At 70.4% G+C, this 16,220-nt stretch carries 15 protein-coding genes and 3 tRNA genes; 10 read left to right on the top strand and 8 right to left on the bottom strand.

What is annotated here, in order from left to right:
* Window positions 1-915 carry a phosphoribosylaminoimidazolesuccinocarboxamide synthase gene (locus ACZ4FH_RS02390; RefSeq protein ID WP_467301687.1) on the top strand — a complete coding sequence of 305 codons (915 nt, stop codon included), beginning with the start codon at window positions 1-3 and terminating at the stop codon, window positions 913-915.
* A 57-nt stretch (window positions 916-972) separates the two neighbouring features.
* Here ACZ4FH_RS02390 and ACZ4FH_RS02395 read toward each other — a convergent pair.
* The 4 genes from ACZ4FH_RS02395 to ACZ4FH_RS02410 all read right to left on the bottom strand — a co-directional run bounded on the left by ACZ4FH_RS02395 (window position 973) and on the right by ACZ4FH_RS02410 (window position 1,939).
* Window positions 973-1,045 (bottom strand) — tRNA-Gly (locus ACZ4FH_RS02395).
* Window positions 1,046-1,212: 167 nt separating this feature from the next.
* Window positions 1,213-1,285, bottom strand: a tRNA-Gly gene (locus ACZ4FH_RS02400).
* Between the two features lie 80 nt (window positions 1,286-1,365).
* A tRNA-Gly gene (locus ACZ4FH_RS02405) sits at window positions 1,366-1,437 on the bottom strand.
* A 166-nt stretch (window positions 1,438-1,603) separates the two neighbouring features.
* Window positions 1,604-1,939 (bottom strand): histone-like nucleoid-structuring protein Lsr2, encoded by a 336-nt coding sequence (locus ACZ4FH_RS02410; protein ID WP_383631954.1) that lies wholly within the window; start codon window positions 1,937-1,939, stop codon window positions 1,604-1,606.
* Window positions 1,940-2,322: 383 nt separating this feature from the next.
* Between ACZ4FH_RS02410 and purS the strand changes: the two genes are divergently transcribed.
* The 5 genes from purS (at window position 2,323) to ACZ4FH_RS02435 (ending at window position 7,224) form a co-directional block, all read left to right on the top strand.
* Window positions 2,323-2,583 carry a phosphoribosylformylglycinamidine synthase subunit PurS gene (gene purS / locus ACZ4FH_RS02415; RefSeq protein ID WP_383631957.1) on the top strand — a complete coding sequence of 87 codons (261 nt, stop codon included), beginning with the start codon at window positions 2,323-2,325 and terminating at the stop codon, window positions 2,581-2,583.
* A complete protein-coding gene (gene purQ, locus ACZ4FH_RS02420) occupies window positions 2,580-3,260 on the top strand; it encodes a phosphoribosylformylglycinamidine synthase subunit PurQ (protein ID WP_467301688.1) in 681 nt (226 codons plus the stop codon). The genes purS and purQ overlap by 4 nt, the downstream gene beginning before the upstream one ends.
* Complete coding sequence (gene purL / locus ACZ4FH_RS02425) at window positions 3,257-5,506, top strand: phosphoribosylformylglycinamidine synthase subunit PurL (protein WP_467301689.1); 2,250 nt, start codon at window positions 3,257-3,259, stop codon at window positions 5,504-5,506. Before purQ ends, purL begins: the two co-directional genes overlap by 4 nt.
* 126 nt (window positions 5,507-5,632) lie before the next feature.
* Window positions 5,633-6,169, top strand: a complete 537-nt coding sequence (locus ACZ4FH_RS02430; RefSeq protein WP_467301690.1) for an ArsR/SmtB family transcription factor — start codon at window positions 5,633-5,635, stop codon at window positions 6,167-6,169.
* An 89-nt stretch (window positions 6,170-6,258) separates the two neighbouring features.
* Window positions 6,259-7,224, top strand: coding sequence for a M23 family metallopeptidase (locus ACZ4FH_RS02435; RefSeq protein ID WP_467301691.1), 966 nt, complete (start codon window positions 6,259-6,261; stop codon window positions 7,222-7,224).
* A 14-nt stretch (window positions 7,225-7,238) separates the two neighbouring features.
* On the opposite strand, the gene ACZ4FH_RS02440 is transcribed toward ACZ4FH_RS02435, so the two are convergent.
* Window positions 7,239-8,699 carry an MFS transporter gene (locus tag ACZ4FH_RS02440; RefSeq protein ID WP_467301738.1) on the bottom strand — a complete coding sequence of 487 codons (1,461 nt, stop codon included), beginning with the start codon at window positions 8,697-8,699 and terminating at the stop codon, window positions 7,239-7,241.
* Window positions 8,700-8,999: 300 nt separating this feature from the next.
* Between ACZ4FH_RS02440 and ACZ4FH_RS02445 the strand changes: the two genes are divergently transcribed.
* On the top strand, window positions 9,000-9,638 hold the full coding sequence (locus ACZ4FH_RS02445) for a TetR/AcrR family transcriptional regulator (RefSeq protein ID WP_467301692.1): 639 nt from the start codon (window positions 9,000-9,002) through the stop codon (window positions 9,636-9,638).
* A gap of 67 nt (window positions 9,639-9,705) precedes the next feature.
* The gene (locus ACZ4FH_RS02450; protein ID WP_467301693.1) at window positions 9,706-10,506 is read left to right on the top strand and encodes a maleylpyruvate isomerase family mycothiol-dependent enzyme; all 801 of its coding nucleotides are present in this window, start codon (window positions 9,706-9,708) and stop codon (window positions 10,504-10,506) included.
* Between the two features lie 92 nt (window positions 10,507-10,598).
* On the opposite strand, the gene ACZ4FH_RS02455 is transcribed toward ACZ4FH_RS02450, so the two are convergent.
* Both ACZ4FH_RS02455 and ACZ4FH_RS02460 read right to left on the bottom strand, forming a co-directional pair.
* A complete protein-coding gene (locus ACZ4FH_RS02455; protein WP_467301694.1) occupies window positions 10,599-12,053 on the bottom strand; it encodes a sulfatase family protein in 1,455 nt (484 codons plus the stop codon).
* A 346-nt stretch (window positions 12,054-12,399) separates the two neighbouring features.
* Window positions 12,400-12,492, bottom strand: coding sequence for a putative leader peptide (locus tag ACZ4FH_RS02460; RefSeq protein ID WP_365397685.1), 93 nt, complete (start codon window positions 12,490-12,492; stop codon window positions 12,400-12,402).
* A gap of 438 nt (window positions 12,493-12,930) precedes the next feature.
* On the opposite strand from ACZ4FH_RS02460, the gene purF reads away from it, so the two are divergent.
* Entirely contained in the window at window positions 12,931-14,457 is a 1,527-nt protein-coding gene (gene purF, locus ACZ4FH_RS02465) for an amidophosphoribosyltransferase (RefSeq protein WP_383631985.1), read from the top strand.
* A 60-nt stretch (window positions 14,458-14,517) separates the two neighbouring features.
* Window positions 14,518-15,591 (top strand): phosphoribosylformylglycinamidine cyclo-ligase, encoded by a 1,074-nt coding sequence (gene purM, locus ACZ4FH_RS02470; protein WP_383631988.1) that lies wholly within the window; start codon window positions 14,518-14,520, stop codon window positions 15,589-15,591.
* A 184-nt stretch (window positions 15,592-15,775) separates the two neighbouring features.
* Here the strand turns inward: purM and ACZ4FH_RS02475 are convergent, their stop codons facing one another.
* A complete protein-coding gene (locus ACZ4FH_RS02475; RefSeq protein ID WP_383631991.1) occupies window positions 15,776-16,033 on the bottom strand; it encodes a DUF3073 domain-containing protein in 258 nt (85 codons plus the stop codon).
* Window positions 16,034-16,220: the final 187 nt, after the last annotated feature.

Below are 16,220 nucleotides of genomic sequence, written 5' to 3' on the forward strand. Positions count from 1 at the left end.
GTGTCCGGATTTGTAGAAAAGCCCGAGCCCGTGCAGGTGCCGGGGCTCACCCACCTGCACACGGGCAAGGTGCGTGACCTGTACCGGAACGAGGCGGGTGACCTCGTCATGGTCGCCAGCGACCGGATCTCCGCGTACGACTGGGTGCTGCCCACCGAGATCCCCGACAAGGGGCGGGTCCTGACCCAGCTCTCCCTGTGGTGGTTCGACCAGCTCGCCGACCTCGTGCCGAACCACGTCCTGTCGACGGAGCTGCCCCCCGGCGCCCCGGCGGACTGGGCCGGCCGCACCACCGTCTGCCGCTCGCTGCGGATGGTCCCGGTCGAGTGCGTCGCCCGCGGCTATCTGACGGGCTCAGGACTGGCCGAGTACAAGGTCTCCCGCACCGTCTGCGGCCTCGCCCTCCCCGAGGGCCTGGCCGACGGGTCCGAACTGCCGGAGCCGATCTTCACCCCCGCCACCAAGGCGGCCGTCGGCGACCACGACGAGAACGTCAGTTACGAGGAGGTGGCCCGCCAGGTCGGCGAGGAGACCGCCGCCGCGCTGCGCACCGCCACCCTCGACGTGTACGGCCGGGCCCGTGACATCGCGCGCGAGCGCGGGATCATCCTGGCGGACACCAAGTTCGAGTTCGGCTTCGCGCCCACCGCCGACGGCGGCGAGGAACTGATCATCGCCGACGAGGTCCTGACCCCGGACTCCTCCCGCTTCTGGCCGGCCGCGTCCTGGGAGCCGGGCCGCGCCCAGCCGTCCTACGACAAGCAGTTCGTCCGTGACTGGCTGACCTCCCCGGCCTCCGGCTGGGACCGCGCGAGCGAGCAGCCGCCCCCGGCGCTGCCCCAGGAGATCGTGGACGCGACCCGAGGCAAGTACCTGGAGGCCTACGAACTCCTCACCGGTACGCCCTGGAAGTAGGGCCCCGCACAACGAAGAAGCCCCCAGCCGAAAGACCGGGGGCTTCTTGCTGAACCGAGCGGACGACCAGGTTCGAACTGGCGACCTCAACCTTGGCAAGGTTGCGCTCTACCAACTGAGCTACGTCCGCAAGCGCCGAAGCGCGATGCCTACTATACCCATCCTCACGGGCGCGTGAAACACACTGCCCCGGGACGGCTCCCTCTGTGGCCACCCTCACAACACCGGACGCGGACATGGAAACGCGTACGGGTACGACAAAGGCCCCGGTCGATAATGACCGGGGCCTTTGAACTGAGCGGACGACCAGGTTCGAACTGGCGACCTCAACCTTGGCAAGGTTGCGCTCTACCAACTGAGCTACGTCCGCATTGCAACCACTCGGCTTTCACCGGTGGAGCGAGCACTACTCTACCTGATCCACCGGAGTGGTCGTGAAGAGCGATGCAGAGCGGGTGACAGGAATTGCACACTGCGCCTTCCCCCTGGAAGGGGGATGTTCTGCTACTGAACTACACCCGCACGCTGCGTCGGACCCGGCTTTTCGGCCTTGCCCTTCGGCGTGCTCCAGACTCTAGCCGACCTGCGGGGGTGTCGCGCAAGTCGGCCCCCGGAGGGTGTCGCTCCGGGGGCCGCTGACGGAGGGTCCGCTGTGCGCGCCGGTGGGCCGCGGCCGGTCGCGGCCGGCTCAACCGGCTTGCTGGAACGCCTCGTAGACCTTCTTCGGGATCCGGCCGCGGGCCGGCACCTCCATCCGGTGCGAGCGGGCCCAGGCGCGGACCGCCGCGGGATCGGGCGCGAGGGAGGTGTGCCGGTACGAGGCGGGGGCCTTGCCGTGCCGGGCGGCGTTCGTCTGCTTGCGGCCGGCGGCCACGTACGGCGCGAGCGCCTTGCGCAGTTTCTTCGCATTGGACGGATTGAGGTCGATCTCGTACGACTTCCCGTCCAGGGCGAAGGTGACCGTTTCCGCCGCTGCTCCCCCGTCGATGTCGTCGGAGAGGGTGACCACTACGCGCTGAGCCACGGATATCGGTCCTTTCCTACGGTATCCGTGCCTGACATGCGCGGATACCGGCCTTCCGGCTGTGAGCGCGGATACGGCCGACCGGTGCCGGCCGTTTAGGGGCAATGCCGCTTTCCCTGGTAATCATTTGTACAGCGATGGATGCCGCATTGTGAAGCCCGCGCAATTCGATGCGCGTGTCAAGGTGCTTTGTGTGGTGCCGGTGGGGATTTTCGTCGCAGGATTTTCCGTGGTCGTTGTTGTGTCCGATATCTCCGCGTGATCTTGGCCTGTGGATATCTACCCGCGTAGAATTTCTGGCCAGGTACGCTGAGTGGACCCGCGGGGGTCTGGGGAACCCCCCGGAGAAACAGCCGCACCACACCACCACACCGGGAGTGCCAGTGGCACGCGTCGTAGTCGACGTCATGCTCAAGCCCGAGATCCTCGACCCGCAGGGGCAGGCTGTGCAGCGTGCACTGCCGCGCCTCGGCTTCGAGGGAATCGCGGACGTACGTCAGGGAAAGCGTTTCGAGCTGGAGGTCGAGGGGCCCGTCGATGACGCCGCCCTCGCCCGTATTCACGAGATGGCCGAGACGTTCCTCGCCAACACCGTGATCGAGGACTTCACCGTGAAGGTGGAGAGCGCCGAGGAGTCGAAGTGACCGCTCGTATCGGAGTCGTCACCTTTCCGGGCACGCTCGACGACCAGGACAGCCTCCGGGCCGTACGGGTCGCCGGCGCCGAGCCCGTATCGCTGTGGCACCGCGACAAGGACCTGCACCAGGTCGACGCGGTCATCCTGGCGGGCGGATTCTCCTACGGCGACTATCTGCGGGCCGGAGCGATCTCCCGCTTCTCGCCGGTCATGGAGACCGTGATCGAGCAGGCGAAGGCGGGCATGCCGGTCCTCGGCATCTGCAACGGCTTCCAGGTCCTCACCGAAGCGCACCTGCTGCCCGGCGCGATGCTGCGCAACAACCACCTGCACTTCATCTGCCGCGACCAGAAGCTGCGCGTCGAGAACGCGGACACCGCCTGGACCTCGGACTACGCCGCGGGCCAGGAGATCTCCGTACCGCTCAAGAACATGGACGGCCGGTACACCGCCGACGAGCGCACGCTCGACGAGCTGGAGGCGGAGGGCCGCGTCGCCTTCCGCTATCTGGACGTCAACCCCAACGGCTCGCTGCGCGACATCGCCGGCATCACCAACGCGGCGGGCAACGTCGTCGGCCTGATGCCGCACCCGGAGCACGCCGTGGAGCCGCTGATCGGCACCGGTCGTACCGACGGTCTCGGTTTCTTCACCTCGATCATCAAGAAGCTGGTCAACGCATGAGCCTGGACACGGTCAAGCACGCGGCCGAAACCCCGGACACCGCGCAGCCCTGGAAGGAGCTCGGCCTCAAGGAGGACGAGTACGCCCGGATCCGCGAGATCCTGGGCCGTCGTCCCACCGGCGCCGAGCTCGCCATGTACTCCGTGATGTGGTCCGAGCACTGCTCGTACAAGAGCAGCAAGGTCCACCTCAAGCAGTTCGGCGAGAAGGCCCCCGCCAACGACGCCATGCTCGTCGGCATCGGCGAGAACGCCGGTGTGGTCGACGTCGGCCAGGGGTACGCGGTCACCTTCAAGGTCGAGTCGCACAACCACCCCTCGTACATCGAGCCCTACCAGGGCGCGGCCACCGGCGTCGGCGGCATCGTCCGCGACATCCTCGCCATGGGTGCCCGCCCGATCGCGGTCGTCGACCCGCTGCGCTTCGGCGCGGCCGACCACCCCGACACCAAGCGCGTCCTGCCGGGCGTCGTCGCGGGCATCGGCGGCTACGGCAACTGCCTGGGTCTGCCGAACATCGGCGGCGAGGTCGTCTTCGACGCCTGCTACCAGGGCAACCCGCTGGTCAACGCCGGCTGCATCGGCGTGATGAAGCACGAGGACATCCACCTCGCGCAGGCCTCCGGGCCGGGCAACAAGGTCATCCTGTACGGCGCCCGCACGGGCGGCGACGGCATCGGCGGCGTCTCCGTGCTGGCCTCCGAGACCTTCGAGTCGACCGGTCCGGCCAAGCGCCCGGCCGTCCAGGTCGGCGACCCGTTCCAGGAGAAGCTCCTCATCGAGTGCACCCTGGAGATCTTCAAGGAGAAGCTCGTCGCGGGCATCCAGGACCTCGGCGGCGCCGGGCTCTCCTGCGCCACGTCCGAGCTGGCCTCCGCGGGCTCCGGCGGCATGCGCGTCGAGCTGGACACCGTGCCGCTGCGCGACTCCTCCCTCTCGCCCGAGGAAATCCTCATGAGCGAGTCGCAGGAGCGCATGTGCGCGATCGTCGAGCCGCAGCACGTGGACCGCTTCCTGGAGATCTGCGAGAAGTGGGACGTCATCGCCACCGTCATCGGTGAGGTGACCGAGGGCTCCCAGCTGGAGATCTTCTGGCACGGCGAGCAGATCGTGGACGTTCCGCCGCGGTCCGTCGCGCACGAGGGCCCGACCTACCACCGGCCGTTCGCCCGGCCGTCCTGGCAGGACGCGCTCCAGGCCGACGACGCCGGCAGGCTGGCCCGTCCGGCCGACGGCGACGAGCTGCGCGCGCAGGTCCTCCAGCTGGTGTCGTCGCCCAACCAGGCGTCGAAGTCCTGGATCACGGACCAGTACGACCGGTTCGTGCAGGGCAACACCGTGCTGGCGATGCCCGAGGACGCGGGCATGGTCCGCATCGACGAGGAGTCCAACCTCGGCGTGGCCATGGCGACCGACGGCAACGGCCGGTACGCGAAGCTCGACCCGTACACCGGCGCCCAGCTCGCGCTGGCCGAGTCGTACCGCAATGTCGCGGCCTCCGGCGCCAAGCCGCTCGCCATCTCGGACTGCCTGAACTTCGGTTCGCCCGAGGACCCGGACGTCATGTGGCAGTTCGCCGAGGCCACCCGTGGTCTCGCGGACGGCTGCCTGGAGCTGGGCACCCCGGTCACCGGCGGCAATGTGTCGCTGTACAACCAGACCGGCGAGACGGCGATCCACCCGACGCCGGTCGTGGCCGTGCTCGGTGTGATCGACGATGTGACCCGGCGTACGCCGGTCGCCTTCGCGGAAGAGGGCCAGCTCCTCTACCTGCTGGGCGACACGCACGAGGAGTTCGGCGGTTCGGCCTGGTCCGAGGTGGTCCACAACCACCTCGGTGGGCTGCCGCCCAAGGTCGACCTGGGCCGCGAGAAGCTGCTCGGCGAGATCCTGATCTCGGCGTCCCGCGACGGCATGATCGACGCGGCGCACGACCTGTCCGACGGAGGTCTGGTCCAGGCGGTCACCGAGTCCTGCCTGCGCGGCGGGAAGGGCGCCCGGCTGGTCGTGCCGGACGGTCTGGACGCGTTCACCTTCCTCTTCTCCGAGTCGGCGGGGCGCGCGGTCGTCTCGGTTCCGCGCAGCGAGGAGCTCCGCTTCAACGACATGTGCGGGGCGCGGGGTCTGCCCGTGACCCGGATCGGTGTCGTGGACGGTGACGCGGTCGAGATCCAGGGCGAGTTCAGCATTCCGCTGAGCGAGCTGCGGACGGCGCACGAGGGGACGATTCCCGCGCTGCTCGCGTAGGACGCCGACGGGCCGTGCCCGTCCTCCCTCACCGAAGCCCCCGCCGGGCCCGATCCGGCGGGGGCTTCGGCGTGTCGGTTCACGGATCCTCTTGACGGGGATTACGTAATTACGTAACTTTGTGGAATGGAGTTGGAGGAACGGGTCTCGGAGCTGGAGCGGCGGCTAGAGGCGCTGGTGGGAGAGCGGTCCGATGCGGCCCGGAAGCCTGCGGACGCCGATTTCTGGGCGTTGGAGGGGCTGAAGGAGGAGCTGTCGGAGGCCGGCGTGGCCGACGGCGGGGTGCTGTACACGGGTGCGGTGCGTCTGCCGACGGGCGAGCGGTACGAGTGGCAGTACGGCGCGCTGACCGCGCAGTTGCTGGACGGAGAGCCCGAGGAGGAGGGGGCGGAGGGCGGGACGGACTGGGCCGAGGCGGCCGAGTCCTTCGCCGCGCTCGGGCATCCGGTGCGGTTGCGGCTGCTCCGGGAGATCCTCGGCGGCCGGCGTACGGCGGCGGAGCTGGCCGCGCTCGACGAGACGGGGACGACGGGCCAGATCTACCACCATCTGCGTCAGCTGACGGGTGCGGGCTGGCTCCGGACGAAGGGGCGGGGGAAGTACGAGGTTCCGGGCGCCCGTGTGGTGCCCCTGCTGGTGGTCCTCACGGCGGCGAAGCCCTGAGGAGCGCGCGAGAACGCTGAACCGGGATCGAGACCGGAATCGGAATCGGGATCGGGACCGACGACCAGACCGACTGTCAGGGGGATGTCATGTCTGTCCGCAAAACCGTCATGGTGCTCTACCGCATCTGTTTGATGATCTTTCTGGCGATGGTGGTGTTCGGGCTCGTTGCCGAGCCGTCGTATCCGGCCTGGCTGACCTGGGTGCCGGTCGCCGTCTCGCTGCTGCTGGTCCTGGCGGCGGGCCACAGGGCGCGGGCGGCGAAGGCGGATCCGCCGCCGGCGGTCGAGGTCGAGGCCCCGGTGTCCGGGCTGTGGACCGCGCTGAACAGCCCGGCGGACCGGGTGCCCAGCCATGGCATCCACACCTACGGGCAGACCTACGCGATCGACATCGTGGCGGAGCGGCGGGAGGAGCCGGTCCCGGGGGACGGCGGGCCGGTGGGGAGCGCGGACGGGGGAGCGGGTCCGGCGCGTCCGAAGTTCCGGGTGCTGTGGCCGCTCGCCCGGCGCAACCGCGACTTCCCGGCCTTCGGGGCCCCGCTGCTCGCGGTGGCGGACGGCACGGTGGTCCGTGCCTCGCACGGCCGGCGCGACCATCTCAGCCGGAATTCGCTGCCGGGGCTGGTCTATCTGATGGTGGTCGAGGCATCGGTACGGGACGTGGTCGGCCCCCGGGCCGTGGTGGGGAACCATGTGGTGCTGGATCTGGGTGGCGGTACGTACGCGCTTTACGCCCATCTGCGGCACGGCTCGCTCCGGGTCCGGGTGGGTGAGACCGTCCGGGCGGGCCAGCAGCTGGCCGAGTGCGGGAACTCGGGGAATTCCACCGAACCGCACGTCCATTTCCAGCTGATGGACCACCCCGATCCCGATGTGGCGATAGGAATTCCGTTCACCTGGCGTGGAATAGGCGTGCCGGCCAACGGCCGGACGTTCACCGCCGGGAGGGCCGTGAACGAGGACGGGGGCCGGGCACTGGGCGCCGACCGCGAATCGGGCGCCGACCGCGAATCGGGCGCCGACCGGGCGACGGGCCCGGCTCGGACGGTCTGACCCCGGGGCCGGACTCAGACGGTCTGACCCGGGGCTTGGCTCGGACGGTCTGACCCAGGGGTGGCGCCCGGGAGCCGGACGGCCAGGACGAGGGCCGTGGCCATCACGGCGGCCGTGCATCCGAAGACCAGGTGGGTGGAGGTGGTGAAGGCCTCCAGGGCCTGCCGGCGGGCGGAGCCGGTGAGCCCGGCGATGTCGCTGGTGGTTCCCCCCGGCCCCCGGGACGTGTACATCCTGCTGAGGAGGGTGCCGAAGACGGAGGCGCCTAGGGCGGTGCCGAGGGTCTGGAAGAAGCGGAGCCCCGTGGTGGCGACGCCCAGTCGACCGGCGGGGACCGTGTTCTGGATCAGCTGGATGAGCTGGCCGATGAGCTGGCCGAAGCCGAGCCCCAGCACCAGCATCGTGGCGCGCACCGTCCACAGGCCGGTGTCGGTGCCGAGGGTGGCCAGCAGGGCCAGGGCGGCCGAGGCGCAGGCGGCACCGCTGACGACGAAGGTCTTCTGCGACCAGCCCAGGGCGACGAGGCGTCCCGAGGCGAGACCGATGACGGTCATGCCGATCGCCATGGGGACGAGAAAGAGCCCGGCCGAGGTCGCGGCCACACCGCGCACGACCTGGAGGTAGATCATGACGTAGACGATGGACCCCATCATCGCGACGCCGGCCAGCCCCTGGATGGCGAAGCCGTAGCGGACCGGCCGGATGGAGAACAGCCCGAGCGGCAGGATCGGCTCGGCGGCCGTGGACTGGCGGCGGAGGAACAGGGCGAGGGTGGCGACAGCGGCGGTCAGCAGCCCGATGATCTGCGGCGAGGACCAGGCGTAGTCCTGACCGCCCCACTGGGTGACCAGGAGCAGCGTGGTGGAGAAGGCGGCGGCGAGCCCGGCGCCCAGGAAGTCGATCCGGTGGCGGGAGATGCCGGTGGAGGGTTTCAGGACCACGACGGCGGTGGCCAGGACCGCCAGGCCGACCGGCAGATTGACGAAGAAGATCCACCGCCACCCGGCGTGGTCGGCCAGCACGCCGCCGAGCCAGGGGCCGATCGCCATGCCCGCGCCGGCGACGATCCCGCCGAGGCTGCCGCCCCGTCCCGTCCCCTTGCCGCTCGCCTCGTCCTCCGTGCCGAGCTGGTGCAGCACCACCATGGTGATGCTCATCAGCCCGCCTCCGCCGATGCCCTGGAAGGCGCGGGCGGCGATCAGTTCGCCCATGGACCGGGCCGCCCCGCAGAGGGCGGATCCGGTCAGGAAGGTGGCGAGCGCCCCGATGAGGACGCGCTTCGAGCCGAGGGTGTCGCAGAGCTTTCCGTAGAGGGGGAGCGCGGCGGTCGCGGCGAGCTGGTAGGCGGCGATGAGCCATGGGATGCGGTCGACGCCGTGGACGGGGTCGAGGTCGTGGACGATCGGCACGGTCGCCGAGGACACGATGTTCGAGTCGAGCAGCGCCAGCAGGATCGTGACGATGCAGAGCACCAGCGCGACGGTCCGGCGGATGTCGGAGCCGGGTCGGCGACCGGGACTTCCGGGGCCGTGGGCCGAGGGTGGGGGCGGGGCTCCGACGGCGGTCCCGGACCCGACGGCGGTCCCGGTCCCGGTGGCGGTGGGTGCCGCAGGGGTGGCGTCGGTCCGGGACGTGGATGCGGGCATGGCTGCGGGCATGACAGGGCTCCCCTCGGGGCGGCAGGTGCCGCCGTGGTCGGGTCCCACTCTCTCGATGAATCTATACTGAGTCAATGTTTCATCCAGGATAAAAATTCATCCTGGTACAGTGATGCCATGACCGAGGTGATGGGCCTGCGTGAGCGCAAGAAGATCCAGACGCGGCGACGGCTGCTGTCCGAGGCCACGCGGCTGTTCGGTGAGCGCGGGTTCGACGAGGTCTCGGTCGCGGAGATCGCCGAGGCCGCCGACGTGTCGAAGATGACCGTCTTCAATTACTTCGGCAGCAAGGAGGACCTGGTCTTCGCCCCGGTCGAGAAGCACACCGGCGATGTCGCCGATGTCGTGCGCCGCCGGGCCCCCGGTGAGTCGGTGGTGGTGGCCGTGCGGCGTCAGTTCATGACCTCCATCGAGGAGCGCGATCCGTCGGTGGGGATGAGCGATTCGGCGGTGGCGCTCGGGCTCGTCCGGCTGATCCAGCAGACGCCGTCCCTGATGGCCAGGGGGCACGCCGTGTTCGTGCAGACCTTCGAGCTGCTCACCGACGCCCTGGTCGAGGAGGGGGAGGACCCCGCCGTCGCCCGCATCGTGGCCACCCAGTTGATCGGTACGCGGAACGCGCTGATCACCGAGAACCACCGGCGGCTGCTGGCGGGGGAGCCGGCCGACGCGATAGCCGAGGACGCGAAGGTGCTCGCGGAGCGCGGGTTCGACCTGCTGGAGCAGGGCCTGGGCGACTTCGGGGCGCGGGCCTGAGAGCGGGAGCGACCGGCGGGGCCGCCTGACGGTAGCCGGCGGGCGGGGAGGTCGTAGGCTCCGGTGCATGCCGCCGTCCCAGAAGCGCGCCCGCCGCTACGACCTTGCCAGGACCCGCACGGCGGTTCTGGCGCAGTTCGCCCATGTCCGGACCGCTGTCGGGGCGTTGACGCCCCAGCAGCTGGACGGGCCGAGCGGGCTCGGTGACTGGACGGTGCGTGAGCTGGCCGTCCATCTGACCATGGCCCTCTCGCACGTCTGCCGGACCCTGGAGCTGCCCGAGCCGGCGGTGGGGAAGCCGGACGTGGCCCTGGTGGAGTGGCCGTTCTCCACGGCGGAGCGGGCCGGTGCGATCGCCGACGACACCGTGGCGATCGCGGCGGACCGTCCGGACCTGGACGCGCTGTACGCGGAGGTGGCGGAGCGCTTCGAGGCCGCGGTCTCCGGCGTGCCGGAGGAGCGGCTGCTGGCCACCCGGGTCGGCGCGATGCGGTTCGGGGACTTCCTGGTCACCCGGACCGTGGAACTGGTCGTCCACAGCTACGACCTCAACGAGGCGGCGGGTCTCTCCATCCCGTACGACCGTCAGGCGCTCGCCGCGTGCACCCGGCTGCTCGCCGACGCCCTCGCGGAGAAGGCCCCGGGCGGATCGGTCGAGGTGAGGGTCCCGCCCTTCGCGGTCGTCCAGTGCGTCCAGGGGCCCCGGCACACCCGGGGGACGCCGCCCAACGTGGTCGAGACCGATCCGCTCACCTGGATCCGGCTCGCCACCGGCCGGGCCCGATGGGCGACGGAACGGGACGCCGCGAAGGTCAGCGCGAGCGGCGAACGGGCCGATCTGGACGCGTTGCTGCCGTTGATGGGGTGAGCCCCGGGGGTGCCTCGGGGTGCTCGCGGCCCCGGGGGTGCCCGGGGCCTCGGGGGGTGCTGGCGCGTCACGCCCCCCGAGGCCCGTGACGATCAGGTCGTCTTCGGATACGGGAGGAGTCCCGCGTTCGTGGATTCCCAGGCGGTGCGCAGGGAGGCGAGGAGTTCCGGTTCGGCGCTGGCGCGGTCGGCCTGTTCGCGCTGGTCCTGGGCCAGGTTGAAGAGCTGGTCGGTTCCGCTCCTGCCCCGGTAGTACTTCCAGTCGCCGCGCCGCAGGGCCCGCTCCCCGCGTACGCGCCAGAAGAGGTCCCGCTCCTTCGGCCGCTCACCGCGCAGCAGATAGCCGGCGAGGCTGACGCCGTCGAGGGGGTACGCGGGATCGGGGCGCGCTCCGCCGAGTTCCAGCAGGGTGGCCGTCCAGTCGGGCGAGAACAGCGGCAGGTCGCTCACCTGGTGCGGGTCGATCCGGGCGGGCCAGCGCAGGACGGCCGGGACGCGGATACCGCCCTCCTGGAGGGAGCTCTTGTTCCCGGAGAGCGGCCACTGGTACGAGAAGCGCTCGCCGCCGTTGTCGCTGGCGAAGAAGACGAGGGTGTCCTCCTCCTGGCCCGACCGCTTCAGCGCCTTGAGCACCTCGCCGACCGACCGGTCCAGGTCCTCGACCATCTCCTTGTACTTGGCCAGTGAGCCGCCGTCCGCGTGGAACAGTCCGCCGAGGCCGCCCTCCTTGATCCTGCGGACGATCTCGGCGCTCTCGGCGGTGTCGCCCTCCGCTATCCAGGGCCAGTGCGGGGTGGTGAAGTTGAGGTTGAGGAGCCAGGGCCGGTCGTGGTCGCGCCGGACGTACTCGCTCGCGCGCTCGGTGAGGATGCGCGTGTAGTACCGCAGGTCCTTGTACTCGGCATCGCCCTCGTAGAGGTCGTACTCCCCGCCCAGGCCGAGCTTCGAGTAGTACTCCAGCGCCCCGCCGAAGTTGCCGAAGAACTCGTCCCAGCCCGACTTGGTGGGGCTGTAGTCCGGCAGGTAGCCGCAGTGCCACTTGCCGATCAGCGCGGTCGCGTATCCGGCCCCGCGCAGCAGCGAGGCGAGTGTGGGGTGGGTGGGTTCGAGGCCGACGGACCGGTCCGCGATGGGTTCGGCGAGGCCGCCCTTCGTGCGCCCGGGGTAGCGGCCGGTGTAGAGGCTGAACCGGGTCGGCGAGCAGGTGGCGGAACCGGCGTACGCGTCCGTGAACCGCACGCCCTGACGGCCGAGCCGGTCCAGGTTCGGGGTGCGGATGTCCGGCGCACCGTACGAGGAGAGGTCGGCCCAGCCGAGGTCGTCGCCGAGGATGAACAGGATGTTGGGCCGCCGCGCGTGCTTGCCCCGGGCGGCCCGGAAGGGCTTCTCGTGGGCGTTCGGCCCGTGCTGCGCGGCCGGTGCGGCGGTCGCGGGGGCCGCGGTGAGTCCGACCGCCGCCGTGGCGGCCGTCGCGCCGACGGCCGTGCCGAAGGCGCGCCGCGTCAGGGGCTGGGAGGAAGGGGCGTTGTCCGGTTCCGAAGGAGGCATGTCTGCTCCGAGACAGTGCGGGGCCCGCCGCCGTCGAGGGCGGCGCAGGCGAGAGGGGCCGGTCCGGGATGCGCACCCGGACGGCAGAGGGCGAAAGACTCAGAGGAACGCGACGGACGACACCGAGGGCCGACGACAGGGCTCACCGCCGGCACCCACCCGGCACCCGCCCGCCACCCGTCCGGCAGTTCACCGGCAGGGCAGGGGCAGTGCGTACGGCTCGGAGGATCAGCGGCTCAGAGGCTCAGCGGGAAGGTCCGGGACGCAGAAAACCCCACGGAGTCACGGAAGAAGCGGCAGCGGCAACAGCGCCGGCAAGCGGCAACCCTCAGGCGTACCCGTCGCGTCAGGCGCGGCGACAGAGGGCGCTCGACACACGTCCCAGATCGACGTGGCGGCGCTCCACGAGCGTGACCGTGCGGTCACCGAGGGGCTGCATGGGGGAGGAGCCTGCCAACGAGACATGCGCGTGTCAACGATGGTCTCGCGCTTCGGACATCCCCACCCGCCCCAGAAGCCCCATACCGACCTCGCCCGCCCTCACCCGCCCCCGCCCCGGTGTGAGGCTCGCCACGAAACGGGCGTTCGGCCAGGGGGTTCGGCGGGGTGGTCCGCGGCTTCACGCAGTGCCACGAAGAGGGTCCGGCCGCGGCCGGGAAGCGAGGGGATCGATGGCCGGAACCTGTCGGTAACCCGGTGATGGTCCGGGCGGCGGCGGCTCGGGGTCCGTTGCGGGCCCTGGTCCGGACCGGGGCGGTGCTCACTGAACGTGATCGCGCGGTGTGGCCCGAAAGGGGGGTCGCGGGGCGCTCCGCCCGTGCTCCGGCGGGGTGTCCCCAATTCGGACCAGTGGTCGATCTCGCCTACACTCGGTGGCGTGCCTCGTGGTGATGGACGACTCAACCACGACCTGCTCCCCGGAGAGAAGGGCCCCCAGGACGCTTGCGGCGTCTTCGGTGTCTGGGCTCCGGGCGAAGAGGTCGCCAAGCTCACCTATTTCGGACTGTATGCCCTGCAGCACCGTGGACAGGAGTCCGCGGGCATCGCAGTGAGCAACGGGTCGCAGATCCTGGTCTTCAAGGACATGGGACTGGTCTCGCAGGTCTTCGACGAAACGTCTCTGGGATCGCTCCAGGGCCATATCGCGGTCGGTCATGCCCGCTACTCCACCACCGGTGCCTCGGTGTGGGAGAACGCGCAGCCGACGTTCCGTGCGACCGCGCACGGCTCGATCGCCCTGGGTCACAACGGCAACCTGGTCAATACGGCCCAGCTCGCCGAGATGGTCGCCGACCTTCCGCGCAAGGACGGCCGCGCCACCCAGGTCGCCGCGACGAACGACACCGATCTGGTGACCGCGCTGCTCGCCGGCCAGACCGACGACGACGGCAAGCCGCTCACGATCGAGGAGGCCGCCGCCAAGGTGCTTCCCGATGTGCGGGGCGCCTTCTCGCTGGTCTTCATGGACGAGCACACCCTCTACGCCGCCCGTGACCCGCAGGGCATCCGCCCGCTGGTCCTCGGCCGGCTGGAGCGCGGCTGGGTGGTGGCCTCCGAGTCCGCCGCCCTGGACATCTGCGGTGCCAGTTTCGTCCGCGAGATCGAGCCGGGCGAGATGGTCGCCATCGACGAGAACGGTCTGCGCACCTCCCGATTCGCTGAAGCGAAGCCCAAGGGCTGTGTCTTCGAGTACGTCTACCTGGCGCGCCCCGACACCGACATCGCCGGACGCAACGTCTACCTCTCCCGCGTGGAGATGGGCCGCAAGCTGGCCGCCGAGGCCCCCGTCGAGGCCGATCTGGTCATAGCGACGCCGGAATCCGGCACCCCCGCGGCCATCGGCTACGCGGAGGCGAGCGGCATCCCGTTCGGCGCCGGACTGGTCAAGAACGCCTATGTCGGCCGGACCTTCATCCAGCCGTCCCAGACCATCCGGCAGCTGGGCATCCGCCTCAAGCTGAACCCGCTCAAGGAAGTCATCAAGGGCAAGCGCCTGGTGGTCGTCGACGACTCGATCGTCCGCGGCAACACCCAGCGCGCGCTCGTCCGGATGCTCCGCGAGGCCGGTGCCGCCGAGATCCACATCCGGATCTCCTCGCCCCCGGTGAAGTGGCCCTGCTTCTTCGGCATCGACTTCGCGACCCGCGCCGAGCTGATCGCCAACGGCATGTCCGTCGAGGAGATCGGCACGTCCATGGGCGCCGACTCGCTCGCGTACATCTCGATCGACTCGATGATCGAGGCGACGACGATCGACAAGCCGAATCTCTGCCGCGCCTGCTTCGACGGCGAGTACCCGATGGAGCTCCCGGACCCGGAGCTGCTCGGCAAGCAGCTGCTGGAGACCGAGCTGGCGGCAGGCCCCGCGGCGACCGCGGCGGCCGACGCGCTGCGCCGTCCGTGACCCGGACCGCTCGGCAGTCCTCCCACCGGCCCCGTACGTCCACACGAAAGATCCCGGGCAATGTCTGAGACAACAGGTGCTTCCTACGCGGCAGCCGGCGTCGACATCGAGGCCGGCGACCGCGCCGTAGAGCTGATGAAGGAGTGGGTGAAGAAGACCCAGCGCCCCGAGGTCGCCGGTCTCGGCGGCCTGGGCGGCTTCGCCGGGCTCTTCGACGCCTCCGCGCTCAAGCGCTACGAGCGTCCGCTGCTCGCCTCCGCCACCGACGGCGTCGGCACCAAGGTCGACCTCGCCCGCCAGATGGGCGTGTACGACACGATCGGTCACGACCTGGTCGGCATGGTCGTGGACGACCTCGTCGTCTGCGGTGCCGAGCCGCTCTTCATGACCGACTACATCTGCGTCGGCAAGGTGCACCCCGAGCGGGTCGCGGCCATCGTCAAGGGCATCGCCGAGGGCTGTGTGCTCGCCGGCTGCGCGCTGGTCGGCGGCGAGACCGCCGAGCACCCCGGACTGCTCGGCGCGGACGACTTCGACGTCGCCGGTGCCGGTACGGGGGTCGTCGAGGCCGACCGCCTGCTCGGCCCGGACCGCATCCGCAAGGGTGACGCGGTGATCGCCATGGCGTCCTCCGGTCTTCACTCCAACGGGTACTCGCTCGTGCGCCACGTCGTCTTCGACCGGGCCGGCTGGACGCTGGACCGCCAGGTCGAGGAGTTCGGCCGGACGCTCGGCGAGGAGCTGCTGGAGCCGACCAGGATCTACTCCCTGGACTGCCTGGCGCTGACCCGTACGACCGAGGTGCACGGCTTCAGCCACGTCACCGGCGGCGGTCTGGCCAACAACCTGGCCCGGGTCATCCCGGACCACCTGCACGCCTCGGTGGACCGCTCCACCTGGACGCCCGGCGCGGTCTTCGACCTGGTCGGCAAGGCCGGACAGGTCGAGCAGCTGGAGCTGGAGAAGACGCTCAACATGGGCGTCGGCATGATCGCGATCGTCCCGGAGGAGTCCGTGGACGCGGCCCTGACGACCCTGGCCGACCGTGGCGTCGACTCCTGGGTCGCCGGCGAGATCACCGACCGCGGCGACCGTACGACGGGCGCGGAGCTCGTGGGCGGGTACGCGCGCTGAGTACGGGCGGGCGGGATGCCGCCGAGCACCGGACGGGCCGGACGACCGGTCCGTCCGTACGCCGGGGCGGCATGATCAGCGAGCCGGGTGCGAGCGCGACGGCCGCCGTCCGGCCGCCCGGTTCGGGACAGCACAAAACCCGGTCCGGGACAGGCCCGGACCGGGTCGTTGTGTCAGCGCGAGGTCAAGCGCCGCGACGCTTGGACGACGGACCGGACTGGTCGTCCTCGTCCTCGTCATCGTCGTCGTTGTACAGATCCGCGTACTGTGCGTACGGGTCATCTTCCTCGTCGTCGTCCTCGAACGGCTCCGCGTTCGGTGGCTGACTCGAAGTCGATGCGCCCAGCTCATTGGCCAGACGCGACAGGTCAGTCCCGCCGCTGCTGTACTTCAGCTGGCGGGCGACCTTTGTCTGCTTGGCCTTTGCCCGGCCGCGCCCCATGGCTCGACCCCCTCGGTGACGGGGCTCGACGGCCCCAGAGTCTTGACACGCGTTCATGTTTCAGGACGGACTCTCGGCAGAGAGACCGCGCCTGTAGTGCTTTAACGGTACCTGCTTCCGCGGCCATACGGTACGCCGCCCGCATCACGTGCCCCGGAAGAGGACCCGCGAAGAGCTGTGTCCTCGC

The organism is Streptomyces sp. NPDC024555 (genome assembly GCF_055559335.1).

Bases quoted from the DNA above. Each gene is read 5' to 3' on its own strand.
- purL (WP_467301689.1), top strand. From the start codon at position 3,257: ATGAGCCTGGACACGGTCAAGCACGCGGCCGAAACCCCGGACACCGCG.
- ACZ4FH_RS02430 (WP_467301690.1), top strand. From the start codon at position 5,633: ATGGAGTTGGAGGAACGGGTCTCGGAGCTGGAGCGGCGGCTAGAGGCG.
- ACZ4FH_RS02435 (WP_467301691.1), top strand. From the start codon at position 6,259: ATGTCTGTCCGCAAAACCGTCATGGTGCTCTACCGCATCTGTTTGATG.
- ACZ4FH_RS02445 (WP_467301692.1), top strand. From the start codon at position 9,000: ATGACCGAGGTGATGGGCCTGCGTGAGCGCAAGAAGATCCAGACGCGG.
- ACZ4FH_RS02450 (WP_467301693.1), top strand. From the start codon at position 9,706: ATGCCGCCGTCCCAGAAGCGCGCCCGCCGCTACGACCTTGCCAGGACC.
- ACZ4FH_RS02455 (WP_467301694.1), bottom strand. From the start codon at position 12,053: ATGCCTCCTTCGGAACCGGACAACGCCCCTTCCTCCCAGCCCCTGACG.
- ACZ4FH_RS02460 (WP_365397685.1), bottom strand. From the start codon at position 12,492: ATGCAGCCCCTCGGTGACCGCACGGTCACGCTCGTGGAGCGCCGCCAC.
- purM (WP_383631988.1), top strand. From the start codon at position 14,518: ATGTCTGAGACAACAGGTGCTTCCTACGCGGCAGCCGGCGTCGACATC.
- ACZ4FH_RS02475 (WP_383631991.1), bottom strand. From the start codon at position 16,033: ATGGGGCGCGGCCGGGCAAAGGCCAAGCAGACAAAGGTCGCCCGCCAG.